Source organism: Streptomyces sp. SS1-1 (genome assembly GCF_008973465.1).
GTDB lineage: Bacteria > Actinomycetota > Actinomycetes > Streptomycetales > Streptomycetaceae > Streptomyces.
The window spans coordinates 5,905,671-5,930,502 of the sequence record NZ_WBXN01000004.1; the positions used below are offsets into that span (position 1 = coordinate 5,905,671).

The following is a 24,832-nucleotide window of genomic DNA, read 5'->3' on the forward strand; positions in this document are numbered from 1 at the left end:
TCACCGCTCCCTCGCCGCCCGGGGCATCGGCCTGCTGCGCCCCTCCTACCGCAACCGCGGCACCCCGCGGCCGGGCGAGGCCCTGCTCACGACGGTGCGGCAGCTGATCGAGTCGGTCGGCTGTTTCCCTGGCTCATGTGACTTAGATGTGCCCTCGCGCGCCTCTAGCGCAGCACGTCCACGAGGGTTTCGCACAGGGCCTTGGCATCGTTCAGGGCGCTGCGGCACATGGTTTCGGTCAGTACGAGACGCTGCCCGATCTGTGCGGATGAACCAGGCACCTTGATCAGGTACTTCTCGTCCACGATGCCGTCGTTATGGGTGAAGACGTGTCGAGCGGCCCACGTTTCGAGGAGGTGCTGCCACGTTTGCGAGCCGAGAGCGGTCCGAAGGTCGGGGAAGCCGGCGGTGACGATGAGGTCGGCCATGTGGTCGAGACGCTGGAAGATGGCCCCCTTGCCGTTGAGGAGGCTGGCCGCGTTCGGCACGGCCGCACGGAAGAGGGAGGAAGCCAAGGCTTCCACTACTCCGACCACGTTCTCTACGGTGTCGACCCAGTTGCGCGTGAACACTCCCTGTTCCCGGAGCAGTGCCTTCGCGTCCGTGGGCAGGGCTTCCAACGCGTTCAGGCGGGCGGTATCGGCTTGGAGGGCGTCGAAGGCGACCGATGCGGCCGGCAGCTGACCGCACACGGGGCAGTATCGATGTTCTCCGAAGACCGCGTAGTTGTTCTGGCATCCCGCGCAGGTGCGGACACGGACGAGTTGCTCCTCGTCGATGCCCGGCAGCGGGCGGGGGTAGAAGGGCTGCGACCTATAGGAGAAGGAGATGCTGCCGCCGCGCGAGCTGCGTGCGAGCCCGCCGAACATCTTGTCAAACTCCTGGCTGACCATCTGCATGGCGAAGTCACCTGCGGCGCGCATGATGCGATCGCGTTGCTGCTCGGTCATGAACTCCGAGTGCTCTGCGTGGTGTCCGCAGTAGACGCACCAGAGGGCGAGGTTGTCGGGCAGTGCCTCGTACTGCTGAACGTCCATGCGGAAGACCAGCGAACACTCCGGGCACTGGCGGCCGAAGAACCCGTTGTCATCGGAAGGAATGCTGACCCGCATCTCGAACGAGTCGCCCTGTCTGCCGACGAGTTCCGCACCATCGGCCAATCTAAATCTGCGGTGGTCACGCATGAGTTGATTGTTCCCTTCGGTGCTGACAGTGGCTTCTGTGCATGCGCCGCTGGTCAGCGGTGACAGGTGATGCGTTCCTTGAAGAGCTCGAAGCCGCGCTGCATCATCGCGACCGTGCGGTCTGTCGCCCAGAAAAGCACCCTCGGAGAACTGGTGATTTGTGCGAGGCTCACCCGTCCCTGGGTGCCCACGATGTTGCGCTCCAGGATGCTGAGGGTGCCGTAGATGTCGCCGTGTGCCAGCGAGCTGCAGCTGCTCCACACGATTTCGGCCTCAGCAGATCCCATGGGAGTCAGGGCCCCCGCTTCCCGCACGATTTCCGAGTACGTCGCGGGCTTGAGGACCCTCTTGGCGTCGGCCGGGTCAGTCCCCGCCTTGATGACGAGGTCGGTCAGCTGCTGCATCCGTACGTCCAGCGGTCGCCTGGGGTGTTGCTGGAGCAGTGCGTTCATGCGGTCGGAGTTCTTGTTCTCAGCAGCCTGCATGCACAGCCGCCGCTGCACGCGGACGAGGCGCTGGTTGGGCCCGAGCATCCATACAGCACGGGCGCTGTTCTCGAAAGCGCCTCGCAGTAATGAGTACTGCCCGTGGGTGTGGAGCGTGATCGAAACCGAGTTGTCCTGCGGGTCGTCCGCAAACGTGGAGCGGAAGCAGTGGAGGTGGTCGACGGCCACGCCCAGAGCGTTCCAAGCGTTGTGCGACACCTGGTAGGGGTCAGTCTTGGCGTCGTCCCCGGCTAGGGCGCTGCCCGGCTGTACCTGCCACTGCCTGGAATCGGATTGGGTGAGGCTCTCGTACCGCCTGGCGCTGTCCAGCAGTGCAAGGATCCGTCTGAGGTATTGATCTTCCTCAGTGGTGGTTGTCACGACTTGAGGATATGAGTGAAAGTCGAACTAGTGCACGGGATTTACGTATCTCGCCTAACCGTCAAGTCGGGATGACCGGGCAGCTTGACGTACGAGCGAGGCCGCCCCGGGAGCCCGAGTCCGTCAGGACGGTGCGACGGTCAACACCTTCTCGGTCCTGCTGTCGGCAAGCGCGGCGAGGTACCGCTCTGCGTCGAGTGCGGCGTGGCAGCCACTGGCGGCGGTGCTGGCCTGGCGGTAGGTGTGGTCAAAGACTTGCCGGCGGAAGACGTCGGGGATGTTGGTGCGGGTTGAGGGCGAGGCGACCTTGATGTAGTCGTCGTCATCCAGCTCCAACTGAACTACTCCGTGCGCGGGTCGCGGCCGATGGCGATGAACAGGCCAGTCACGTCCAACGCGCGGGTGGCGCCGCTGAAGACGTCGCGCAGAACGACTCCCGCCAGCATGCCCTTCTCGTCCTTGACCTCCGCGATCTCCGTGTCGAACGAGAAGGAGATCTTGTCGTCCGAGAATGCTGGGCTCTGCATGACCTGAGAGGCGCGCAGGGTGGAGCGGCGGTGGACGACGGTCAAGGAGCGGGCGAAGCGGGTGCGGAAAGTGGCTTCCTCCATGGCGGTGTCGCCCCCGCCGACGTTCTGACCGCGACGCCGTGAATGGTCCACTCGGAGGCGCGGGCCGATGAAGCACCGGTCGTAGCCGTCACGGAAGGCCACGGTCCCGGGCGGGACTACGTGTCGTCACCGTCCTCGAGGACGGTGACGCTGATACTCGCGAGATTCGCCTCTCGGTGCTTCGCACCGAAGCCGTCCTCGGGGATCAGGTACTTGTCCGGTGGGAAGCCCCAGGGCAGGCACCAGGTCATGGCCTTGCCGCGCATCCCGTTGTCGCGCGTGATGACGGTGATCTGACGCGGTGCGATGGCCTGCTGCAGGTGGGCCGCGCGGGCCACGGCTTCGTCGTCATTGTTCGGCAGGCGTCGGTGCCCAAGCTCGTCGCGTAGGACCTGGACCTCCGTGCCGTCGTGCAGTTCGAAGCGACCTTCGGTGGACAGCCCCTTGAGGACGTCGCCCAGCAGCTCGTAGACCCCGCGCGCCCGTTTCCTGATCTTTTCGCTGCCCTCGGAGTAGGACTTGGTGTCGATCTCTTCCACCACCACGTGCGGGATTACCAGCGTCGCCGGGCCCTTCCCGCACACCCGAGACCACGGGATTTTGTCGAAGCGCTGACAGTGCAGCAGGGTGTTCGCGTCCACGACCAGCACACGCTGCCGGTAGCTGCGGTACTCCTCCACGGTCTGCCGCATCTGGTTCTGCAGTTCCATGAAGTACGTCGCCAGCTCGTCCAACTCCCAGTGCAGCAGCAGCGCGGTTCGGTAGGGCGTCAGGGGGCTGTGCACGATGTGGCTGTAGTGCTCGCCGCGCAGCCGCGCTGGCACCGCCGGGTCGGCGAAGACATCCGCCAGTTGCCGGGCGGTCGTCGCGGTCCACTCGGCGTACTGCCGTAGCGTCACCACCAGGTCGGGCCCGGCCAGCTTCGAGGGTTCCACGCCCGCCAGCATCGGCTGGGCGAAGTTCGGGACGGAGTTGCGGACGTCGTTGAGGCCGCCCTGGACCAGGTCGTCCAGGAACCTGATCGCCTTCTCGCAGGTGACCCCGGGCCGCAGCAACATGGACGACTCCCTTGCTTCTCGGGCTGCCGCACCGTTGCGGGCGACTTCGCCAGCCACATCGTGGCAGCCGATCCCGGCAGGCGGCCACCGAGATCCGCGAGCCTTGAGAGCGATCAGGGCTGAGTTGGTTCGCTGGCCGAGCCTCTAGGGCGTGTTTTAGAACTCGCTGACCTGCTTGGTGGGCCGTCCGGGGAAGTCGCGGGCGGCCATCCAGATGGTGAGGTCGCGGGCGATGCCGTTGACACTCGTGGCCGTGGTGACCTCGTGCTCGTTGCGGGAGGTGTCACGGCGGACGATCTCGTAACCGCCTTCACCGACGACGGCCACGGAGGCGAACCAGACAGGATCGTCCTCGTCCGGCTGGACGACCACGAACGTGTTGTCGGAGTCGTTGAGGTCGCTGATCATCATGAACAGCGCGTCTTCAGAGGGGTCGTCGATGCGGTCGCCGTTCTCGCTGTCGGCGCCGTAGTACTGAGCCCCCATCGTTGCCTCTCCCTCACCCTGAGCACCTGGTCGCGGTCAGCATGGCACGTGGCACCGACAGTTCAGGCCGGTCATAACCATTCGCCGATGGCGGCGATCAGAACGGTGGCTTCGAAGCGGACGGCGAGTTTGTCGAACCTGGTGGCGACCGCGCGGTTGCGCTTGAGCCGGTTGATTCCGCACTCGACCGCGTGCCGGGCCTTGTAGTCCTCGCGGTCGAACGCTGGAGGCCGCCCGCCGGCTTTGCCGCGCCGTCTGCGGTTGGCGGCCTGGTCGGCGGGCTCCGGGATCGTGCAGCGGATTCCGCGCTTTCGAAGGTAGGCCCGGTTGGCGCGGGAGGAGTACGCCTTGTCGCCCCGTACCCGCAGCGGCCGGACACGAGGACGGCCCGGTCCGGTGCGGGGCACCCGGATGCCTTCCAGGACGGCGGCGAACTGAGGACTGTCACCACGCTGACCTGCGGTGACCAGCAACGACAGCGGCCGTTGGCCTTGCTCGCAGGCCAGATGGATCTTGGTGGTGAAGCCTCCCCGTGACCGGCCCAGGCCGTGGTCGTCGGGCTCGGTGCGGATTCCGCCCGGCGGTTCCTTCTGGGCCTGTCCGTCACGGCGGGCGCCTGCGGCGTGTTGATGGGCTCGGCAGATCGTGGAGTCCACGTTGACCTCCCACGTGATCAGCCCGTCCGCATCCGCCCGGGCCTGCAGCCGGGTCAGCAGTTCGGGCCAGGTGCCGTCACGTTGCCAGCGGCGAAAGAGCCCGTAGACGGTCTGCCACGGCCCGTACCTCGACGGCAGATCCCGCCACGGAGCACCGGTCCGCACCCGCCAACGGATCCCGTCGATCAGCCTCCGCCGACCCAACGATGGCCGCCCCAGCACCGCGACCGGCAACAGCGGCTCCAGCACGGCCCACTGCCCGTCAGAAAGATCCCCTCGCCCCACACCGCGATCATCACGGCACAGGGCAAGGGGCGAAGCCCACTTCTAAAACACGGCCTAGCCCCTCGCGCACCAAGGCTCTGCAGCGTGACGTCCTCTGCCGGCGTGGTGTGAGTGCCAGTGAGGTCTTCGACTACGGCGAGGTCGAGTTCGGCGGCACGCTCCCACATGTACATCTGCTGCTCAGGGGTCAGTCCCAGCGCCTCGTCAGAAGCGATGAGTTGAAGGGCGGCGGCGGCTAGTCCTGGCGCAGCCGCAGCCACGGCCTGGCGCATGGCCTCGTCGGCGGCATCGGCCGCAGGCAGGTCAGCGGCGTAGCGCGCGGCCATCCCGTGGACCTCGACCGCCCGAGCGCTGATCCGCTCCAGGGCGGCGTTCGCGCAGGCATCGCCTTGGTCGGCGCGCAGCACGGGGTCCACCCGGTGGTGGCCCGTGGTCGCGGCGGCCGGTCGCGGCGGTACGTGCTCGGGACCGGATTCCTGGGCGGGCTCGGGGCGGGTGGCTGCAGCGACCCTCGGTGAGCGGCTGCGCAGCTTGTCCACGCGTTGGCGCACCCAGGCGTTGACGCGAGGGCGGGCGGTGGCGAAGCCGCGGGCCGCCGCGTCATATGCGAGGTCCCCCAACCACTGGACCACCTCGCGGGCGAGCAGGTCCCCGAGGTAACGGAGGAACTCGTCGTCGTGGGACCGGTGGTCGTAGCCGTCCTGGTAGCCAGCGGCGTACCGGTCGGGGACGTCGAAGAGTTCGGCCTGGCCGATGAGCGAGTTGTCCCGGTCGTCGCGTACGTTGCCGCGCATCCCGTTGGAGGAGACGCGGGAGTGGTCGAGGTGGGTGCCGGCGGGATACACGGCCTCAACAAGCCTGCGGTTGGGCGGCCGTTCGTTGTCAGACATGGAAGCACTGTAGGAGGCGGCACTGACAGCACGGGGGTGAAGCCACCATCGCGTGAGTGACGCCGAAGGCACCCTTGGCGGGGAGCCCCGGCTGGACACGGGGAGGCGGGCGACTCCGCCACCTCAGAACGCTGCCGTCTTCCGATCGGGAGCAAGAGCTGGGCAGGCCAAGCCAGAAGTCCGAGATCATTCACGAAATCGCGACCAGAACAAAATTCGTATAACCCCATCAACCCGAACCGGGCAGGCGCCGGTCGCGCAGTCCTCGTCCGTGGAGTCTTCGATCGAGGTCAGCTCGTAGGCCGCGAACTCTTCGGCGGAGATCCGCTCGTACGGCGCCGGGAGTCGGGTGCCGTCGACCATGATCGTGGTGCCCTTTAGGTTACCGGCGCGCTGCCGGCTCGGTCAGCGCTCCTCGGTGGCCCGCTCGGTATGGAGTCCTCGTGGGCGGGCGCCCAGTCGAGCAGACTGGACGCCCGTTCCAGCAATGGCTTGGTTTCGGGCGACCGTCAGCAGCAGAACCTGCGGGTCGTGGCCCGGGGTTCGACGTCCGTGTAAGGCTTGAACCACTCGTCCCACAGGTCTTCTTCGGCCACGTCTGCTTCCAGGAAGTCGTGCGCCCTGTCGCCGACGTCGAGCAGCCCGCTCTCATTAGCGAGGAACTCCCAGTCATAGTCGAACCGAGAGGTCGGAAGGGTCTGATAGACCTCGTCCGCGTGGACGGACTCGATACTGAACCCGCCGATGCCGTCCACGGCGTAGCCGAATAGCACGCTCTCGGCCAGACAGCGCGGCTCCGGGATACCGCCGGCAAGTAGATCGGCCGCGAGGTCGTCGTACGCACGAGCGCAGTGAAGAAGGAACCAGTCCGACTGAGTCCCCGCGCTGACCGGAACGCTGTGCTCCCAGAAGTCGGGGTCATAAGCGGCACGGTACGTCTTGTCCGCAAGATCCCTCAGCTGCCGATGGAGAACGAATGCGGTCCTGGGCGTTACCCCAACGCCGCCGCAGTCCCCACAGCCGCGGCCCCGGGGGGACGAGCCGCAGACGGCGCACTTCGCGCAGTCCTCGGCAACATTGCAGCCGCAGCTTAGGCAGCTCCCGCAGTCGGATGCGCTGAAAAGCGAGAACACGGCCGCGTTGAGCTGTCCCAGGTTCTCCGTGACGGCCCGCGCGGCCCTGCGCACGGCCCGGGCTCGTGGAGCGTCACCATGTGTGTCCTCGATCTCATCCGCGATGTCAGTGATCGCCTTCCTGAGGGGGCCAGGCAGGGAAGCTGAGCACCCGTGAACCTTCGCGAGGGCGCCTGCTCCTCCCTGGAGAGCCGCGTTGAGCGTGGCGGCGAGCAGCTGGGATTCGTCGTGATCCTCGAACGTCCCGATCTTCGAGAGTTCCGGTCCGCGGGGCGTCCCCTGCATGCTGAAGAGGATGGCACCGTTGCCCTTGGGCTGGGTCAGGAAGAAGAGATGCGACGGTGCGGAATGTGCCGGCATGGCTGAGCCTCCGTGTGGTGCGCGGGCAACGAGTGCGGGCACGGTAGGGAACACCGCCGCAGACTCGTGCCTGCTACGTGAAAGATGAGGTGAGAGACAAGCCGGTGGCCCCGGTGCGTCCGCAGACTCCTTGGCTAAAGCGCAGCTGGTGATCTGGCTACGAGCGAGATCCCGTTGCTGGCACGCGGAAGCCTGCCACAGAAGGTGCCGGGGACGCCAGTGAGTTCGCGAAATCCTGAGTCGGGGCGGGCGTTGCCCGGTCCCTCAACTCCTGCCCCCGCCTACCTGATGTCCTGGTTCCAGGGGCTGCTCTGGCCGTTCGGCTTCGTATTGCAGACCGTGTGTTAACAGCGCGAATATTAGGTGCCGTTCTCTCGGCGGCGCAGTTCGATGCTGGTGCCGCCGCAGCGGGCCGCACTCGAACGGGCCTGGGCCTGGTCCGTGCCGTCGCGGATGAAGACGGTCGCCGCGTCCTTCCCCCTCGCGCAGCAGCGGCAGGGTGCTGCGCACCCGGTTCAAGACCCACGCCCACAGCCAGACCGAGTTGCGGGCCGCGTGGATCTCGTCTTAGCACGTGCTGCAGAAGGTCAGTACGTCGTCGATGCCCGTCACCTTGACGTGCCGGGCCAGAACGTCGGCGAACGCGTTCGCCAACACGCCGAGCTCGCGCTCGTTCTGGCGCGACGGAGTGATCAGGTGGCACGCTCGCAGCCTCCGGGAGTACCTACCGACGAGGCGGGGTGGGCGAAGCACCTGTCGTCCTGTGCGGTTCAAGGCCGCTCGATCCGGGCGCCGTTCGCAGATCCTCGACCTCTTGGACGAGCTGTTGTTCTTCGGGTCGTACGGAGTGGCAGAGCGGTCACGGGCGTCGATCGGAGAGAGCAGGGACGCCCGTATGAGGTGCGGAGTGCCAAGGTCCGATTCCCTTTGCTCTCCCACGGGTTGGCGATATATCCGATGCTGGCGACGAGTCGTGGAAATCCGCAGGAAGGGCGGCGTACGGTGATCGAATGGTGGCGATACTGCGGTGCACCCCCGGCGAGGCCAAGTTCCTCGACAACCGGAAGCGGCAGGAGCAACTCGATGCCGGCTGGGAGTCGGTCGGAGAACGGGACGAGTGGAAGAGCAGACATGTCGTCCTGCTGGTGACCGGGCAGGAGAGAGGTCGACCGCGAGTCGAATACGTGGGGCAGGCCCGGAGCGGTCGCCCTGCCGGGACCTTCCGGCGTGTGGTCGAGGTGACTCAACTCCATCGAGTCGCGCCTCCGGTCCCGATGGAAGATTTGTCCGACCAGCTTCCGCCCCGGCACAGGGACGCAGTCGACCGGTCCGGCGTGCTGACGAAGCGGTCCGGCGAAGAGTTGCTGAACGCTCTTACCACGCTCCGCGCGGATCTGGCCGCGGTCATCGCCCAGTTGCAGGAAAGGGTGGGCGGTGTCCGGATCCTCGGCAGAGTGCGGGAGCTGTTCCTGGAGCAGAGAGATGCCACCGGACTGGCACTTCAACTGGGCGGATTCGACCGGAGCATCATTGAAGAGGCGAAGTTCCCGGAAGAGGGCGGGGATCAGATCCCCGTCCTCGCCACCCTGCCGGGACATCCGGCGCACGAGGACCACCTCGTCGCTCACGATGCGCAACGCTTCTCTGACTGGATCGGAAGTGACGCGGAGCATCTCGCGAAGCGTGTATTCCACAAGGGCGACCAGAAACTGTTTATCGCCAATGTGAACCGCCTGCCGGCTGAGGACACGCTGGGCGTCGACCTGATCTATCACCATGTGAGCCGGGACAGCTTCATCCTTGTTCAGTACAAGAAGATGGTCCAGGTCGGAGCCGGGCGCAGCGAGTGGGGATATCGGCCGGACGGTGATCTTGACGACCAACTTAAGCGCATGAGGCAGGTAGAAGAGGCGTGTATGCGGCTGGAACAGGATCCGCCGGCCGATTACCGCTTCGTTCACCAGCCGTGCTGGATCAAGTTCTGCAAGTCCGAACAAGTGGCGCCGAAAGGAGATGCGCTGATCGGCGGGATGTACCTCACGCGCGAACACGTCGAGTGGCTCCGAGGGCGGCCCGGACTGGCCACCGGCCCGAAAGGGGGTGAGCTGTTCGGCTACCACACGGTGCCCCGGTATCTCGACAACACGACCTTCACCCAACTCGTGCAGGACGGCTGGATCGGAACCCGCGGCAGGGCCAGTGACATCATCCAGGCCCAGATCAAGGCGAGTCTCGACGGCTCGCGCGCACTGGTCTTCGCCGGGCTCATCGGCGACGACACGACCCAGGCCGAACGTACGCGGGAACGCAGGGGCGGTCTAACGGGCTGAGAGTGTGAGGGGTGGGGTCAACCGTGAACCGGTGGATCCGCCCTCACCACGGCAAGAAGCGGACTTGAGCCGCCGGTCCCGGGGAGAGCGGCGGGGTATCGGCGCACCGCTGGCTCGGTCAGTGCTCTTCGATGGCCCGCTCGGTATGGAGAAGGCTGGCCATGTGAGGATGCGGTCACCGCGGCAGCGGAACTCGGCGGTCACGGTGCTGCGGGTCCTGATCGCACGGCGTTGGGGCACGCAATCATTGCTGCAGGTTTTTGCCGCCTTGTGCGTGATCGTCAAGAGATGCGCAACGCTGCCGTGTACTGGCCGGCGGTGCGGTCATAGATGACCAAGTCGGGGTGAACGTTGGCATCGTGGACACGGCCGAGCGTCACCGCAGCTGACACGGGGATAGCTGCCAGTATGTGCAGTCGTCGTAGGTTCTTGTGGTTGGCCTCCAGTTCGGAGAGCAGTCGCCGGAGCACCGAGGTGAACTCGTTGAGCGTGGGAACGGAATTGATCACGTCGACGGACGGGGTGACGTCGTGCGGGTGAATCGTCCAGCGCGGAAGCAGGGCAAGCTGTTGGGGTAGCTCTTCTGCCTGGATCGATCCGGAGATGTTCAATATCAGTACTCCGTCAGAGGCGTCAGGGGCAGGAGAGAGAGGCGGCTCGGTGACGAAGCGCACCATGGGGTCCGTCGTGTCGGGCCAGGACCAGGATTCCGTGCTGCGGTGCCGTTGGTAGATGGAGACGGTGAATGTGTCGTCCAAGCGGGAGCCGAAATAGGCAAGCAGTGGCAAGCGGGCGAAGGCGAAGGCACTCACGTGGTGCACTGAGTCCTCACGTAGCGCTTCCGCCAGCTTGTGTTCCAGGACCCGATCGATTTGCTGCTGGCACTGCTCCCAGTACGCTGGCCCGCCGGCCTTCTCACCGGGTATGCGTCGTAGATCGATCTCGAAGCCGTCGCCGTGCAGGCTGAGGGGGAAGTCGGGGAATCGCTCTTCGGAGCGGATGACGGCCTCGGCGGCGGTGGGCTTGGTGAGTTCGACTTCCTGGCCGCGGACTTGTCCGATCAGCCGGATTACCACGGTGCCGGTTTCCGGGTTAAGAGCGGTCAGCCGCCGGATCCACTCCTCCCGATCGCGCTTGATGCGCCGGAGCCGTTCGACCGTCATGACGTCGAGAGAGCCCTTGCGGTCGATTTCGTTATGCTCGCCGCGGCACAGCAGCATGAGGTTGTCAGCCAGGTCGCGCTGGTCCTTCGGGAGGGGGTCCATACCGCGCGGCGACTTCGGCGTTGCGTCCTGCCCCACGATGTGGGCGAGCTCTCCCAGGGTGAAGTCCTGATAGGTGAGTTTTCCCTCGAGAAGGTAGATTCCGCAAAGTTCACATCGTCCGCCGGCGCGGACCCAGACCTTGAGCCGCTCGACGTCGGGGATGGACTTGCGTGCCACTGGTCGACTCCTCTTGGCACACGCGGGGGTTGAGTGTGTCGCGGGCCTTGGTTCGGGGACACCGGTCTGTTGCTGTGGTGCCGTGCAGCGGAAGTATGGGGTATGGGCGCTCGGTCTGGCCGCACCGGCCGGGCTAGGGGACATGGGGGACTAGTGATGATGCGGTCCGCTGCGGGCGTGTGGAAGAGCGACCAGGTGGGTTCCCGACTTCGACGCGGCCAGCTGCATGCCGAGAAACGTGGTGAGCGTGGCGGCGACGGCGGCGAGGTCGGCTGAGGATCCGTGGAAGGTGGGAACGGAGCAGCCGCGGGTCGGTATGAGTTCGTCGTCGGGCTCTGCTTCTTGCCACAGGGCGTGGTACAGCTCGAGTTGGTGGTCGTCGAGTACCGAAAGGCCAGCCAGGGAGTCCAAGCTGTGGGGGCCTTGGAGGGTTCTCGGTGCGCAGACGGTGAGGATGCCAAGTGTCCCGGTGCGGGTGTCTGTGGCGATCTGGGCGAGGGTTGCCTTGCGGTTGGGTGTGCGGGCGAGGACATCGAGGCATTGCCCGATGGCCAGGCTGACCGTGGCGTCGATCACGAGGTCGGCGTGGTTCATGATCTGTTCGGCGTCCTCGGGGACGAGGCCCTCAGCGATGTCGACGGTCAGGCGGTCGTCGATGTTACGCAGTCGGTCAGCCAGTGCGGCGGCCTTGGCCGCGCCGAGGTCGGTCTCGAGGAAGTTCTGCCGGACGAGCAGCCCGCCGGTGACGACGCTGGGGTCGCACAGCGTGATGCGTGCTGCTCCTGCGCGTGCGATGAACTCGGCGGTCCAGGATCCGATGCCTCCGCAGCCCCAGATGTGGATGTGTTTGTGCTGGTAGCTGTTGACGGGGCGGTTGTCGTCGCGGCGGGTTGTGACGGTATGCCGTTCGTCGGACACTCGACACCACTCGATCGGGAGGGCCGGGTTGACCGCGCTGGGGGTGAGAGTGCTCAGGCAACCGGGCTGGCGCCTTGCGAGGCTGCGGAGTTCGTTGGCGGCGTTTGCGGGGATTCGGCCCGCGAGTAGATGGGGTGGGCCGCCGGCGGGGTGGGGTACGGCCAGGAGGAGGTATTGGGGTGTGTCCTCAGCGTTTCTCACCACGCTGGTCGCGAGGGAGGTCAGCACGGCCGGCGCGAACGGCCTGGCGGTAGGGGCACGGCTGGCGAGTGGCGCATCGATCTGCCGGAGGAGTTCGACGAGTGTGGTGCCGGCTCCCATTGGCAGGGGCGCGGGGAGGATGATGACCGGCAGGCGTGCCGTGGGAGGTTCTTGCGGAGTGAAAGTGAGGTCCAGGCGCTGAGCGGTCCTTGGGATCAGGTATGCGGCCTGGACGCACTTTCCGAGCACGGGTTCACGCACAACGATGGTGGGTGTTCCTGCGGACTGATGCAGGACCCCGCCGACCGCGTGATAGAGGGCGGTTGAGGCGTTGAACCGGTTGCCGGCGGCATCGCCGAGCCAGGCCCACAGGCGGTTTAGGCTGGAGCGGATGCCGCCTGCCGGGTTCCATTCTCGCGCCGGGTCCAGGTACAGGCACAGCCGGTGGCCCTGCAGGACGTGGGGGTATCCGATGAACCGGGTGTGCGTGACGTCGACCTGCGGGGGGAGCAGCGGGGAGGACGGGACGCGGAGAACGAACCGCTCGCGCGGCTGAAGCCGAATCCCTCCCTCGACCGAGACGGTCCCCCTCGTGTCGATCTCGATCGTGATTGCCAGGGCGCCGTCGTCCGTACGGTCAGGCACTCCCACCACGCGCAGGGTGTCCGGCTGCTCGGCGCCGATCGCGCGGAGATCCGCGAGCGCCTGTCTCTGCCACGGTGTGGGAGCGCCGAACCGCCCGGGCTTTCGCTTGCTCATCCAGCGCGCCCCGACCGCCCCGTCGTCGTCACGGCGGCCACGGACGCGGTCGCGGCGGGGAACTTCGCGCTGCTCTGCTGGGCGTCGGGCTCCTTGAAGCCCGTGCCGAACAGACCCTGCCACAGCTCGATGCTGGTCTCCTTGTCCGCATGGTGGTAGGCAGCCTCGATCTCCTCCGTGTGCACGCTGATCCGCTCGCGGAAGTAGGCGTAGGTGTCCTGGGTCCAGCGGTGGTCAAACGTGACGCCCGACCCGGAGGGGTCGGCGATGGACGGCTTGTTGGGGTTGGCCTGCAGGTAGGTGTTGAGGTCCTGGACCAGGTGGAGCAGGGTCGTGGGGACGTTGGCGTAGTAGCCCGGATCGATCAGCGTCTTGGTGTCGCTGACCTGGTTTCCGAGCAGAGTCGTGAGGATGATCGACCGGGTTCCGGTGAAGGAGTTCTTGTGGTCGCGCAGGTACTTCAGCAGCCGGATGACCCTGCGCAGGTTCCCGCCGGTGATGTCGTCCTGATTGCGCATCCAGGCCGTGAAGCCCTCGGGGTCCGTCGCCTCCCAGCAGTTGTCGTCCCGGTTGACGATGACGTCGCGGCCGTCGCTGAGCTGGACGTACGGGACGATGTCCACGTGCATCAGGTTCTTGTATTCCAGACGCACGCAACGGCACTTGCGCGAGTGCGGCATCTCGCGGTAACGGCTGTGGCGGTCCAGTGCCGCGTAGACCTTGTCGATGTAGGTCTTGGGGCTGCCGTGCCAGTCCGGGTTCTCCTCCATCAGAAGGAGGAAGTCGGCATCGAACTCCTTGTCGCCGACCGGGTTGATGATGGTTCTCTGCGCCCACGAACCCTGAGGGATCTTGTCGAGGACGAGGTGTCCGATCTCCTCGTCTGCCTTGAGGGCTCGGTAGACACTGTCCACTCGGTTGTCGAGCATGTCGAGCTTGAACCGGCTCAGGTTGACAGTGTCCGTGAGGAGCGTGTTGAAACAGGTGGTGAGCTGCACTGGCGCCATCCCGTAAATCGTCTTCACCGAAGATGATGACACCGTAGCGTGGGGGTACGACAGCGACGGTGACACGGCTGGCCAGTCTGCCTTCAGAGCGGGGTAGTGAAAGGGCGCGCTTGGAACGACGAAGCTCCGCCGGAAGCGGAGCCTCGTCGAAGCTGGCTTAGGGCGTGGGGCGGCATCCGGCGCGCGCATCGTTATACTCCGGATCTCCGCTTTCGAGGACGCGGAGTAGGGACGCCGTGACAACACGCGTCTTACGGCCGATGCGTAGCACACGGCACGGAAACTGCCCGTTGCGGATCAGGTCGTATCCCTTGGCCCGTGAGAATCCCAGCGCCTTTGAGGCGTCCTCCACGCTCCCCGTTCCGTCCCAGGTGGCGCGGATGTGAGCGGGGCTATAGCGAGGGCCCACCGTCTCTTCGATCTGCGTGTGCATTCCGATTACTTTCGTCTTGGCGGGTAGCCCGTGCCGGACCTACGGACACCGCATGCGTCCGTCATGGCGGTGACCGCCAATACTCCGCGTTATCGCCGGTTTGGCTAACCGGCGATTTGGGGCTATGTTGCCTCGCTCGCCGTGGAGGGGTTCCCTCTGACAGTGTGAGGCACGATGCCGGCGAGGAGTCGGCAGAGTCCAGCACTTCACTGCAGTGCCCAGCACTGTGACGAACGGTTACCACGGATGAGTTTTGTGTTGCATGGGTCGCAGTTCGCCCTGTTGCACCACTGCAGGTCAATTGAGGTCTGGCTCTTCGGGGTCAGGCCCCCTAAATCTCACCGTGCTGGATGGGGCTGGATTTTCTGATTCCTCGTCACCTGCCGCCAACCCCGCATCTCGTGTACTGTGCTGGATTCGTGCTGGACGCCGACGAATCACGGGTACCACCGGCCTGCGTGCTGCGCGCCGGGGCAGCTGAACCAGTCGATCGGGCCTCCGGCACACGTTCTTCACGTGACTCGCGCCGGTTGCGGAAACAAATCTCTGCCTGTCTGACGTTGTCGATCTCCTATGCGATAACGGGGGTGGTCGGCTTGAAGTTGTTCCGGACGGATGCATCGCAATGCGGAGTGAGCGAGGTCATGCCGCGTCTTGCTGAGGTCGAGGCAGATGTGCAGGGTCTCGTCGAGGCGCACATGGAGACGCTGCTAAGGGCTGTCCCGTAAACGATCTATGAGTCACCCAGGGCAGGGCCGATCGCCGTGTGGTCGCTGCCCTAGGCAGTTTCGTTTGGATCATCGGGCGGACCAGAGGAAGATGCCCGCGATGTGGAGCCCGGCCAGGTAGATGGTCGCGGTCTTCTCGTAGCGGGTGGCGATACCGCGCCACTGCTTCAAGCGGTTGATGCACCGCTCGACGGTGTTGCGCTGCTTGTACGCCTCCCGGTCGAAGGCCGGCGGTCTGCCACCGACCGGTCCGCGCCGCATCCGGTTGGCCTGCTGATCGGCCCGCTCCGGGATCACCGCCCGGATACCGCGTCTGCGCAGGTGGTCGCGGATCTGGCGGGAGGAGTAGGCCTTGTCGGCCAGGACCAGGTCCGGTCTGGTGCGCGGACGACCGCGCTGTCGGGGAACGCGGAGGCGGGCCATCACCTCGGTGAAGGCAGGTGCGTCACCGGCCTGGCCGGCGGTGAGGACGAACGCCAGCGGCCGACACCGGCCGTCGGCGGCAAGGTGGATCTTTGTGGTCAGTCCGCCGCGGGAGCGGCCGATGGCATGGTCGGCCGGCTCGTCGGCCGAGGCCCCTTTTTTGCGGGCCCCGGCCGCGTGCTGGTGAGCCCGCACGATGGTGGAGTCCACCGACACGGCCCAGCTGACGTCTTCGTCCGCGTCGGCCTGGGCCACCAGGGCGGTGAACACCCGCTCCCAGGTGCCGTCGACGGCCCACATCCGCAGCCGGTTGTAGACGCCTCGCCAGTTGCCGTACTTCTCCGGCAGATGCACCCACTGCGTACCGGTCTGGAACTTGAAGGCGATCGCATCGATCACCTCACGATGGTCCCGCCAGCGGCCACCCCGCTTCGGCGTCCGGTCCGGGAGCAACGGCTCGATCCGCGCGCCCACTGCGCATCAGTCAACGGCACACCCGGACCAACGACCAACTGATCCAAACGAAACTGCCTAGCCGGTGAGGGCGAGGTTGTGTATCCGGGCGATGCCGAGCATGGCGTGATGGATGCCGTCACCCTTGAGCCGGCAGTCACGCAGGATCTTCCACGTCTTCATCCGCGCGAAGACGTGCTCGACGCGGGCGCGGACCTGCTTGTGGGAGCGGTTGTGCTCCTTTTTCCAGTCGGACAGGTCTTCGCCATTGCGTCGGCGGTGGGGCATGACGAGCCCGGTGCCCGGGTAGCCGCCGTCGGCGATCGTCATGGTCTTGCCGACGGCGGCCTTGGCGCCGGATTCCTCCCATGCCTTGCAGTCGTTGCGGTTTCCGGCGAGAGGCCGGCCCACGACGACGATCAGGCGGGTGCCGGCGTCGATGACGACCTGCTGGTTGGTGGAGTACCTGTAGTTCTTCGACTGCTCGGCCACAGTGTGGTCGCGGGTGGGGACCAGGGTGCCGTCCACGATGAGCACGGTGTCCTTGCGGAACCGCTTCCGCGGGCGGAGCGCGAGCAGGGGCCCGAGGTGGTCGATGATGCGGTCAGCTGCGGACTTCGAGATGCCGAACAGCGGGGCGAGCTGGCGCATTGTCAAGTTCGTGCGCCAGTACGTCGTGACCAGTAATACCCGGTCTTCCAGCGGCAGACTCCACGGTCGACCCCTTCGAACCGCGTCCGCCCCGTCGTGCCTCAGCATCCTCACCAACTTGCTGAAACAGCGCGGGCTCAGCCCGGTGAAGGGAGTTATCCACGCCGGCTGCGTAGCCGTGATCACAGCAGTCACGGCTGGATCGTTCCAAACACCACCCTCCCGTTGAACCTTGTTGTGTGGGTCAAGGCGCCAGCGCGGTGGCCACCTGAGCCAAGCGATCGGCTGACAAGGCGAAGGGGTTGGTGGGGTTGCGGAAGGAGTACTCGCCATCGTTCACGGAGAATCCGTGCCCGGCTACCGTCCAGCGCGCTGGACCGGGGGCCCCTTGATCCTCCAGGAGAGCAGAGGCGAGGGTCTCGGGGTCTTCCACGCGTGTGCGGGCGCGTAGCGCACCAGCCAGGCGGCCAACAGCGTCGTCGGGCACTGCATCGTCGCCGAACGCAGGCAGCAGGAGCAAAAGACGGGAGTGGGGGTCGGTGGTGCTGCCTCCGGGCAGCATGTTGTCCGCAGCGGCCATGAGTTCAGGCCAGGACAGGCCCGGACCCATAAAGTGCCCGTCATCCCGGGCGAGCACCTCGGCCTGGCCCCAGTCGGGGTGGTGGATGAGGTAGTCGGTTCCGGTGTCATCCGCGGCTGTCCGGTAAACCACGTGAAGACGGTGATCAGCAGCGAGCGGAACCGTGAAGGCCGGCCACTCGGCCCGCTCCCAGAGCTGCCGCTGGAAGTCGCCGGCCGCGTCATAGTCCGCGCCGAACAGCAGTTCCTCGGCCTCCTCGCTCTGGATACACGAGTAGAGGTGCCCCAGCCAGAAGAGCGGCTCATCCAAGAGCCCGACCTGGTGCGTGAGGGGACCACCGTCGTAACCCGCTATCCGGGCAGGATGCAGGTCTGCACTGTTCATCACGGATGACATCATGCCGCCCTGGCTCCGCGTCCTTGAAGCCGGGCGTACCAGCCGATCATTGCGGGACAGCCCTTAGGATGCTCCCAAAGGCAAGCCATTAGCAATATGGTCGAGCAAATTGCGCGACCATATTGCTTGTAGGGAGGGCGACGAGCCGTCAGACTGGCCACCATGCCAGAAGCGAAGACGCCGTGGTCGCTGACTCTCAGTGAAGTCGGCCTGCGCCTGGAGGACTTGCGAGAACGCCGGGACCTCACGCAGGGCGACGTTGCAGGCCACGAAGTGCTGCGCCGGCGCGGAGTCAAGATCGACAAGAGCGGGCTGAGCCGACTCGAACGAGGGCAGCGCCGACGTGTGGCCCGGGATCTCATCGAAGCGCTGCTTGAGGTCTACCAGGCCAGCGACTCCGAGAGTTCAGAAATCCTGGCACTACTGGGGGCGGACACCACTCCGGCCGGTCGACCACGTCCTGCCCTGTGGCGACGCAACGCACACTTGCTGGGACCCATGCAGTTCGAGGGCTTCCTGAAGATGGAGCGCCGGGCCGCTGCGCTGTCCAACTATGAACGGGACATCTGGCCGGGCCTCTGCCAGGTCGAGGAATACGCCTACACGGTTATCGCCCAGATGCGGCCCGATCTGCGTCCATCCGAGGTCAAGGCACTCGTCGACGTCCGCATGGACCGCCAGCAGCAGGTGCGAGAGGGTGCACTCGCCGAGTTTCGCGCCCTGGTGGACGAGCATGCGCTCCATATCACCGGCGGCGACCTCAGCGTGGCGAGGCGGCAACTGGAACGAGTTCTGGAGGAGTCCGAAGATCCTCGCAACACGATCCGAATCCTGCCAGACGCCGTCGGATTGCACCCGGGGTCTGCGGGCCCGTTCGTCCTAATGGCCTTTCCGGAGGCCGCCCGCCAGGTTGTGTGGGTCGAGACGATGGTCAGCTCGTTGTACTTCGACGGGGAAGATGATGTGCAGCGCTACACCGCGGCTTTCACCAACCTGTGGGAGCGGGCGCTGGACCCCGACGAGACGCGCACGCGCCTCAAGAAAAGGATCAAGGAGCTAGAACAGTGACAGCGAAGCCGGACCCGTCCTCGTTCGACCTCACGTCGGTCAAGTGGACGGTGTCCAAGTACAGCGGCGGCGGCGGGAACTGCGTGCAGGTCGCCGTCAAGGACGGGTACGTCCTGATCGGTGACTCGCAGAACCCTGGTCGCCCGCCCCAGGTCTTCACCCCGGCCGAGGCCAAGGCGTGGCTGCTCGGCGCGAAGGACACGGACTTCGACTTCCTGCTCGATCTGTGATCCCGTCCTGAAGCACCGTACGACAAAGGGCCGGCCCCACGGCAGATGGGGCCGGCCCGAGCGTTCCTGCCCGCTGCCCGGCCCAGCCACACGGCGAATCTCGTCCGCAGTCCGTGGCCGCCGTCTCCGAGGCATCGCCACCTAATATGCCGTTCAACGGAGCACCGCCCGGCCGCGGGTTGCTCTCCTCGTCGCGACGGACCCGCCCTGTCGACGCCGGCCGTCGCTGACTTCGTCATTTGGGTGGAAGCGGACGAATCATTCCCCTCGGTTTCCCAGGGCGTTCGTGATGCTGCGGCGAGCCTTTCCCGCGTCGCGTCCGTACCGGATCAACCCCTCATGAGACGGTAAGCAGGGGATTCGCCGACGGCAGACAAGGAATGGCGCCGAAAGACTGGAAAGCTAGGCCGGGACCATGTCAACGTACAACGTCCCGCGAAACGCCAGGTCAGACGGTGCTGCTCGTCGGCTGCGCTCAGGTTTCCGAAACTGCTCGGAATGATGCGTTGCGTGAGTTGTCCCGCTGGCGTGGCCCCTACTTGGGAGGCCCGTCTGTCAGACTCCGCTATCCGATCTGCCCGCTTCACTTCACCGGCACTCTTTGTCCTTGGCGGACTGAATGCCTGGATCGGCCAAGCGACGGGTGACTACCTTGCGGGATCCACCGGGCTCTGCGTCTGCCCGGCTGGCCTATTCGGTGAGGATCTCCTGCAACGAGGGTACTGCGGTGATCGTGTCGTCCTCGTCTATGTTGCGGGGCATCCCGGTGCCACAACACGGCAAGTGGCACAGGCCATCAGGATTCCCGAGCGCCGCGCTACGCGAGATCTCGACCAGCTCACGGCCGACGGCCTGCTGACGGTCGCCTCGGACGGCAATCCCCGAGCCTTGCGCTCATATCTCCTTTCCCTCGCCGATGGCGAGCCCAAGCAGACGCCGGGTTCGTGATGCAGCGCGCAACATAGACCACGATCGCCGGTTAGCCAAACCGGCGATCGTCGCGACCATTGAGCAGGTCCGCATTTGGCTGTACTTGGCGGTGGAGCCATAGCAGACACAGAAGAAGGCAGCGCTCCCCAAACCACCGGGGAGGAAGAGAAGGAGCATCGGCTGCCGCAGTCGTGATGCCCGCGGCACCCTTCGCTGAAGCGCAGTGGCTCCTCCGCTCGTGTGCAGTTTCCACACCCTCAAGGAGAGTGAGTATTCTGTCCGATCCCATCAAGAAACTTCCGCCGAACTCGAAGGGGAAGGTTCGATACCGGTTTGTTGTCGACGCAGGAATCGACCCCGAAACTGGTAAGCGTAAGCAGTTGAGGCGCACCTTCGACTCGTTGAAGGAAGCTAGGGCTGAGTACGCGAACATAACTAATCGGCGGCATGATGGGTCGCTTGTGCCGCCCAACAAGATCACCGTGAATGAGTGGCTCGACCGATGGCTGGCCATGAAAGCGGAGGACCTCGAAGAAACCACCATCTACAACTACAGGATTACCCTGGACCGGGTTCGAGGGAGGCTCGGCAATATCCGTCTCCAGGACCTTACTGAAGAGCACGTGGAAGAGTGGAGGGACTGGGCGCTTGCGCATGGCCGCGTGCGTGGTAAAAGGGCCGGTACGCCACTCAGTGTCACGAGTGTGGATATGAGCCTCGCTCGGCTGACGGAAGCGCTGGGGAGAGCCGTTACCCGGCGATTGGTGTATGTCAATGTTGCTGCGTACGTGACCATTCCCCGGAGGGCGCGCAAGGAAGAGCGGAAGACTAAAGAGGAGGTGCCGCCCTGGAATGTCCAGGAGGTTCAGAAATTCATACATGGAATTAGAGGTGAGCGGCTCTATGCTGCGCTTCTTCTTTCGCTGATGGGGCTTCGTCCAGCTGAAGTCTGCGGCCTCCGGTGGGAAGACGTTGACTTGGAGAACGCCACGATCGTCATTGCCAACACGCGCACGATGATGGGCAACCGCTACGTGGTGGAGAAGGACACCAAGTCTCTTGCGGGTGAGCGGGATCTGCCGCTGCCGGCGCTGGTGCTGGGAGCCCTCAAGGCATTCCGGGCTCTCCAAGCCGAGGAGAGGCTCGCTCTGGGGGAGGCGTACACGGTGTCGGGCTACGTGCTGGCGCACGAGGCGGGCGACGCCTTCACAATCAAGCAACTTCGCCGACGCGCGTATCGGCTTATGGAGCTCCTCGGGCTCCGTCGCGTCAGGCTTTACGACGCACGCTCGTCGTGCTTCACCTTCCTGGCCAACAACGGCGTCCCGGACCACATCCTCGCGCGATGGACCGGACATACGAACGTGAAGACGACCAAGCGGTGGTACGTCAAGCCGGATGTAGAAGATCTTCGCGGAGCCGCCACCACTTGGGATGGCCTGCACGGGGGTGCGTCGGAGCGGCAAGAGTGAGCCACGCGGACTATCAGCCGAGCGACTTGCGAGCCGTATGGCCAGCAGGATTGGGGCGAGGTGGATTCGGAGTCCGCTTGCTGGTTTTGGATCGGTGGCTGTAACTGAGAGCATCCGGCTACGGCCAAGCCTTCTACCAAGCGTTCACCGTGTGGTGTTCAAGCTGCTGTTGGGCGGGAATCCGGAAGGTTTTCAGGTGAGTCACGCCGAGCCTCGTCCGTGCCACCACACTCGATGCTGCAACACGAACCGCCTGGAGGCCGTGATCAAAGAGGAAAGCGTTGCTCGTAGCGGCTGAAGGAGGGCATGCGCCCGGAAGGCCCACTGCCGACACGGCCACGAGTACATGCCGGAGAAGGTATACCTGGGCTCTCGTCGGGAGGTCCGGCAGTGTCGGAGCGGGGCAAGGCCCACTAGGTTCACCCCGGCGATGTGACATCTCGTGACAGATGAGAGGCTCAGACGGGTGAGCGAGACACCACCGAACACCCTGCAATACCGCTTTGACGGGCCAGAAGACGCCCCGGTCCTGATCCTCGGTCCCTCACTGGGTACCACATGGCACATGTGGGACCGGCAGGTCCCCGAGCTGACCCAGCAGTGGCGTGTCTTCCGCTTCGACCTCCCCGGGCACGGCGGCGCCCCGGCCCACCCGGCCGGTTCCGTCACCGACCTCGCCCAGCGCCTGCTCGCCACCCTCGACGGGCTCGGCGTGCAGCGCTTCGGGTACGCGGGGTGCGCGCTCGGCGGCGCGGTCGGCATCGAGCTGGCGCTGCGCCACCCGGAGCGCGTCGCGTCGCTCGCCCTGATCGCCGCCTCCCCGCGCTTCGGCACCGCCGACGAGTTCCGGCAGCGGGGTGTGATCGTGCGGTCGAACGGCCTCGACCCGATCGCCCGCACCTCGCCCGACCGCTGGTTCACCTCCGGATTCGCGGCCGCGCAGCCCGCCATCACCGAGTGGGCCGTCCAGATGGTGCGCACCACCGACCCCGGCTGCTACATCGCCGCCTGCGAGGCCCTCGCCTCCTTCGACGTACGGCCGCAGCTCCCCGGCGTCACCGTGCCCACTCTCGTCCTCGTCGGCTCCGACGACCAGGTCACCGGGCCCGCCGAGGCGCGCACGCTGGTCGCCGGGATACCCGACGCCCGGCTCGCGGTCGTCCCCGGCGCCTCCCACCTGGTGCCCGTCGAGCAGCCCGCTGCCGTCACCGACCTGCTGGTGCGGCACTTCTCCACCGCGTGGCAGCCCGCCTACGACACCACAGGGCAGCTGGCCGTGGTCGCCGCGCCCGTCCGGCCGGCCCCGGTCGTGGCGCCCGCGCAGCCCGCGCCCATCGCCGAGATCGCCTCGGCCGCCGCCGCCCCGGCGCAGACGGCGGGCCGCCCGGACCCGTACGACACCGGGATCAAGGTCCGCCGTGAGGTCCTCGGCGACGCGCACGTCGACCAGACCCTCGCGCAGGCCGACGAGTTCTCCGGCGACTTCCAGGAGCTGCTCACCCGGTACGCCTGGGGGGAGATCTGGGACCGGCCCGGCCTCGACCGGCGCACCCGCAGCTGTGTCACCCTCACCGCGCTCGTCGCGGGCGGGCACCTGGACGAGCTGGCCGCCCACACGCGGGCCGCCCTGCGCAACGGCCTCACCCCCGGCGAGATCAAGGAGGTGCTGCTCCAGGCCGCCGTGTACTGCGGTGTCCCGGCCGCGAACAGCGCGTTCAAGGTCGCCCAGCAGGTCATCCGCGAGGAGACCACGCCGGAGGGGTGAGCGCCCGCCACCCGGGCGCGTCAGGATGGACCCATGAAGCTCACGAAGAAGTCGCACGCGTGCGTCCGGCTGGAGAAGTCCGGCCGGACGCTCGTCATCGACCCCGGCGGGTTCACGGAGTGGGACGCCACGGCGGGCGCCGAGGCGATCCTCGTCACCCACGAGCACCCCGACCACTTCGACGAGGGACGTCTGCGCGCGGCCCTGGAGGCCGACCCGGCGACCGAGATCTGGACCCTGCGGTCCGTCGCGGAGCAGCTCTCGGCGGCCTTCCCCGGCCGTGTGCACACCGTCGGCCACGGCGACACCTTCACCGCCGCCGGCTTCGACGTCGAGGTGCACGGCGAGCTGCACGCCGTCATCCACCCGGACATCCCGCGCATCACCAACGTCGGCTACCTCGTGGACGCCGGCAGGGTCTTCCACCCGGGCGACGCCCTGACCGTGCCGTCCCGGCGCGTGGAGACGCTGATGCTCCCCGTCATGGCCCCGTGGAACAAGATCTCCGAGGTCATCGACTACGTCCGCGAGCTGAAGCCGCAGCGCGCGTACGACATCCACGACGCCCTCCTCACCGACCTGGCCCGCCCGATCTACGACCGCCAGATCGGCGCCCTCGGCGGCACCGACCACCTGCGGCTCGGCGCGGGGGACTCGGCCGACGTGTGAGGGGGCGCACCCCGGGCGGGACCGCGTTGTCGGACCCGCCCGGTAGGTTGTGAGGCATGCGTATCGCGACCTGGAACGTGAACTCGATCACCGCCCGCCTGCCCAGGCTGCTCGCCTGGCTGGAGAGCAGCGGCACCGACGTGCTGTGCCTGCAGGAGGCCAAGGTCGCCGAGGAGCAGTTCCCCTTCGACGCGCTGCGCGACCTCGGCTACGAGGCGGCGGTCCACGCCACCGGCCGGTGGAACGGGGTGGCGGTGCTCTCCCGCGTCGGCATCGAGGACGTCGTCAAGGGCCTGCCCGGCGACCCCGGCTACGACGGCTCCGTGGAGCCCCGCGCGATCTCCGCGACCTGCGGCCCGGTCCGCGTCTGGTCGGTCTACGTGCCGAACGGCCGCGAGGTGGACCACCCCCACTTCGCGTACAAGCTCCAGTGGTTCGAGGCCCTGAAGGCGGCCGTCGCCGGGGACGCGGCCGGCAGCCGCCCCTTCGCGGTGATGGGCGACTACAACGTGGCGCCGACGGACGACGACGTCTACGACCGGGCCGCGTTCGAGGGCTCCACGCACGTCACCCCGGCCGAGCGCGCCGCGCTCGCCTCCCTGCGCGAGACGGGCCTGACCGACGTGGTCCCGCGCCCCCTGAAGTACGACCAGCCTTTCACGTACTGGGACTACCGCCAGCTCGGCTTCCCGAAGAACCGCGGCATGCGCATCGACCTCGTGTACGGCAACGAGGCGTTCGCGAAGGCCGTCGGCGACTCCTACGTGGACCGCGAGGAGCGCAAGGGCAAGGGCGCCTCCGACCACGCGCCCGTCGTGGTCGACCTGGACGTCTAGAGGGCCCCCGCG

The 24,832-nt window shown here is 66.4% G+C and carries 23 protein-coding genes and 2 pseudogenes; 9 read left to right on the forward strand and 16 right to left on the reverse strand.

What is annotated here, in order from left to right:
* Window positions 1–164 precede the first annotated feature (164 nt).
* The 9 genes and pseudogenes from F8R89_RS28395 to F8R89_RS28435 all read right to left on the reverse strand — a co-directional run bounded on the left by F8R89_RS28395 (window position 165) and on the right by F8R89_RS28435 (window position 7,529).
* Window positions 165–1,184 carry a hypothetical protein gene (locus F8R89_RS28395; protein WP_151786613.1) on the reverse strand — a complete coding sequence of 340 codons (1,020 nt, stop codon included), beginning with the start codon at window positions 1,182–1,184 and terminating at the stop codon, window positions 165–167.
* A gap of 53 nt (window positions 1,185–1,237) precedes the next feature.
* Window positions 1,238–2,050, reverse strand: a complete 813-nt coding sequence (locus F8R89_RS28400; RefSeq protein ID WP_151786614.1) for a hypothetical protein — start codon at window positions 2,048–2,050, stop codon at window positions 1,238–1,240.
* A gap of 123 nt (window positions 2,051–2,173) precedes the next feature.
* Window positions 2,174–2,682 (reverse strand): annotated as a pseudogene (locus F8R89_RS28405) (NAD(P)/FAD-dependent oxidoreductase); the annotation flags it as partial.
* 95 nt (window positions 2,683–2,777) lie between these two features.
* Window positions 2,778–3,719, reverse strand: a complete 942-nt coding sequence (locus tag F8R89_RS28410; protein ID WP_151786615.1) for a PIN domain-containing protein — start codon at window positions 3,717–3,719, stop codon at window positions 2,778–2,780.
* A 156-nt stretch (window positions 3,720–3,875) separates the two neighbouring features.
* Window positions 3,876–4,205, reverse strand: coding sequence for a hypothetical protein (locus F8R89_RS28415; protein WP_151782048.1), 330 nt, complete (start codon window positions 4,203–4,205; stop codon window positions 3,876–3,878).
* Window positions 4,206–4,276: 71 nt separating this feature from the next.
* Window positions 4,277–5,146, reverse strand: a complete 870-nt coding sequence (locus tag F8R89_RS28420) for an IS5 family transposase (RefSeq protein ID WP_151782049.1) — start codon at window positions 5,144–5,146, stop codon at window positions 4,277–4,279.
* The gene (locus F8R89_RS28425) at window positions 5,047–6,036 is read right to left on the reverse strand and encodes a hypothetical protein (RefSeq protein WP_192806257.1); all 990 of its coding nucleotides are present in this window, start codon (window positions 6,034–6,036) and stop codon (window positions 5,047–5,049) included. The genes F8R89_RS28420 and F8R89_RS28425 overlap by 100 nt, the downstream gene beginning before the upstream one ends.
* Before the next feature lie 186 nt (window positions 6,037–6,222).
* Complete coding sequence (locus F8R89_RS28430; protein WP_225994517.1) at window positions 6,223–6,399, reverse strand: hypothetical protein; 177 nt, start codon at window positions 6,397–6,399, stop codon at window positions 6,223–6,225.
* Window positions 6,400–6,545: 146 nt separating this feature from the next.
* On the reverse strand, window positions 6,546–7,529 hold the full coding sequence (locus tag F8R89_RS28435; RefSeq protein WP_151786616.1) for a hypothetical protein: 984 nt from the start codon (window positions 7,527–7,529) through the stop codon (window positions 6,546–6,548).
* 1,010 nt (window positions 7,530–8,539) lie between these two features.
* Here F8R89_RS28435 and F8R89_RS28440 point away from each other — a divergent pair.
* Window positions 8,540–9,859 carry a hypothetical protein gene (locus tag F8R89_RS28440; protein ID WP_225994518.1) on the forward strand — a complete coding sequence of 440 codons (1,320 nt, stop codon included), beginning with the start codon at window positions 8,540–8,542 and terminating at the stop codon, window positions 9,857–9,859.
* Between the two features lie 281 nt (window positions 9,860–10,140).
* Here F8R89_RS28440 and F8R89_RS28445 read toward each other — a convergent pair whose 3' ends face one another.
* The 4 genes from F8R89_RS28445 to F8R89_RS28460 form a co-directional block, all read right to left on the reverse strand.
* Entirely contained in the window at window positions 10,141–11,301 is a 1,161-nt protein-coding gene (locus F8R89_RS28445) for an HNH endonuclease (RefSeq protein ID WP_225994519.1), read from the reverse strand.
* Between the two features lie 150 nt (window positions 11,302–11,451).
* On the reverse strand, window positions 11,452–13,179 hold the full coding sequence (locus F8R89_RS28450) for a ThiF family adenylyltransferase (RefSeq protein WP_151786618.1): 1,728 nt from the start codon (window positions 13,177–13,179) through the stop codon (window positions 11,452–11,454).
* Window positions 13,176–14,186 (reverse strand): SMODS domain-containing nucleotidyltransferase, encoded by a 1,011-nt coding sequence (locus F8R89_RS28455; RefSeq protein ID WP_225994520.1) that lies wholly within the window; start codon window positions 14,184–14,186, stop codon window positions 13,176–13,178. Before F8R89_RS28455 ends, F8R89_RS28450 begins: the two co-directional genes overlap by 4 nt.
* Window positions 14,187–14,343: 157 nt before the next feature.
* On the reverse strand, window positions 14,344–14,619 hold the full coding sequence (locus tag F8R89_RS28460; RefSeq protein ID WP_151786619.1) for a helix-turn-helix transcriptional regulator: 276 nt from the start codon (window positions 14,617–14,619) through the stop codon (window positions 14,344–14,346).
* A gap of 419 nt (window positions 14,620–15,038) precedes the next feature.
* Between F8R89_RS28460 and F8R89_RS36915 the strand changes: the two are divergent.
* A pseudogene (locus tag F8R89_RS36915) lies at window positions 15,039–15,332 on the forward strand (transporter); the annotation flags it as partial.
* Window positions 15,333–15,416: 84 nt separating this feature from the next.
* Here F8R89_RS36915 and F8R89_RS28470 read toward each other — a convergent pair.
* The 3 genes from F8R89_RS28470 to F8R89_RS28480 all read right to left on the reverse strand — a co-directional run bounded on the left by F8R89_RS28470 (window position 15,417) and on the right by F8R89_RS28480 (window position 17,838).
* A protein-coding gene (locus F8R89_RS28470) for an IS5 family transposase (protein WP_413251273.1) occupies window positions 15,417–16,264 on the reverse strand; the annotation gives its coding sequence in 2 pieces (ribosomal slippage) (window positions 15,417–16,238 and window positions 16,241–16,264; 846 coding nt in all).
* 37 nt (window positions 16,265–16,301) lie between these two features.
* On the reverse strand, window positions 16,302–17,069 hold the full coding sequence (locus F8R89_RS28475; protein WP_151786620.1) for a transposase: 768 nt from the start codon (window positions 17,067–17,069) through the stop codon (window positions 16,302–16,304).
* A 49-nt stretch (window positions 17,070–17,118) separates the two neighbouring features.
* A complete protein-coding gene (locus tag F8R89_RS28480; protein ID WP_225994661.1) occupies window positions 17,119–17,838 on the reverse strand; it encodes a hypothetical protein in 720 nt (239 codons plus the stop codon).
* 174 nt (window positions 17,839–18,012) lie between these two features.
* Between F8R89_RS28480 and F8R89_RS28485 the strand changes: the two genes are divergently transcribed.
* From F8R89_RS28485 to F8R89_RS28515, 7 genes are all read left to right on the forward strand, one after another.
* A complete protein-coding gene (locus F8R89_RS28485) occupies window positions 18,013–18,918 on the forward strand; it encodes a helix-turn-helix domain-containing protein (RefSeq protein WP_151786622.1) in 906 nt (301 codons plus the stop codon).
* Window positions 18,915–19,148, forward strand: a complete 234-nt coding sequence (locus F8R89_RS28490) for a DUF397 domain-containing protein (RefSeq protein ID WP_151786623.1) — start codon at window positions 18,915–18,917, stop codon at window positions 19,146–19,148. Before F8R89_RS28485 ends, F8R89_RS28490 begins: the two co-directional genes overlap by 4 nt.
* Window positions 19,149–19,931: 783 nt before the next feature.
* Window positions 19,932–20,096 (forward strand): hypothetical protein, encoded by a 165-nt coding sequence (locus F8R89_RS36920; protein ID WP_225994521.1) that lies wholly within the window; start codon window positions 19,932–19,934, stop codon window positions 20,094–20,096.
* Between the two features lie 248 nt (window positions 20,097–20,344).
* Window positions 20,345–21,550, forward strand: a complete 1,206-nt coding sequence (locus tag F8R89_RS28500; RefSeq protein WP_225994522.1) for a site-specific integrase — start codon at window positions 20,345–20,347, stop codon at window positions 21,548–21,550.
* Between the two features lie 466 nt (window positions 21,551–22,016).
* Entirely contained in the window at window positions 22,017–23,315 is a 1,299-nt protein-coding gene (pcaC, locus tag F8R89_RS28505) for a 4-carboxymuconolactone decarboxylase (protein WP_151786624.1), read from the forward strand.
* A gap of 33 nt (window positions 23,316–23,348) precedes the next feature.
* Window positions 23,349–23,984 (forward strand): MBL fold metallo-hydrolase, encoded by a 636-nt coding sequence (locus F8R89_RS28510; RefSeq protein WP_151786625.1) that lies wholly within the window; start codon window positions 23,349–23,351, stop codon window positions 23,982–23,984.
* 56 nt (window positions 23,985–24,040) lie between these two features.
* The gene (locus tag F8R89_RS28515) at window positions 24,041–24,820 is read left to right on the forward strand and encodes an exodeoxyribonuclease III (RefSeq protein WP_151786626.1); all 780 of its coding nucleotides are present in this window, start codon (window positions 24,041–24,043) and stop codon (window positions 24,818–24,820) included.
* Window positions 24,821–24,832 lie beyond the last annotated feature (12 nt).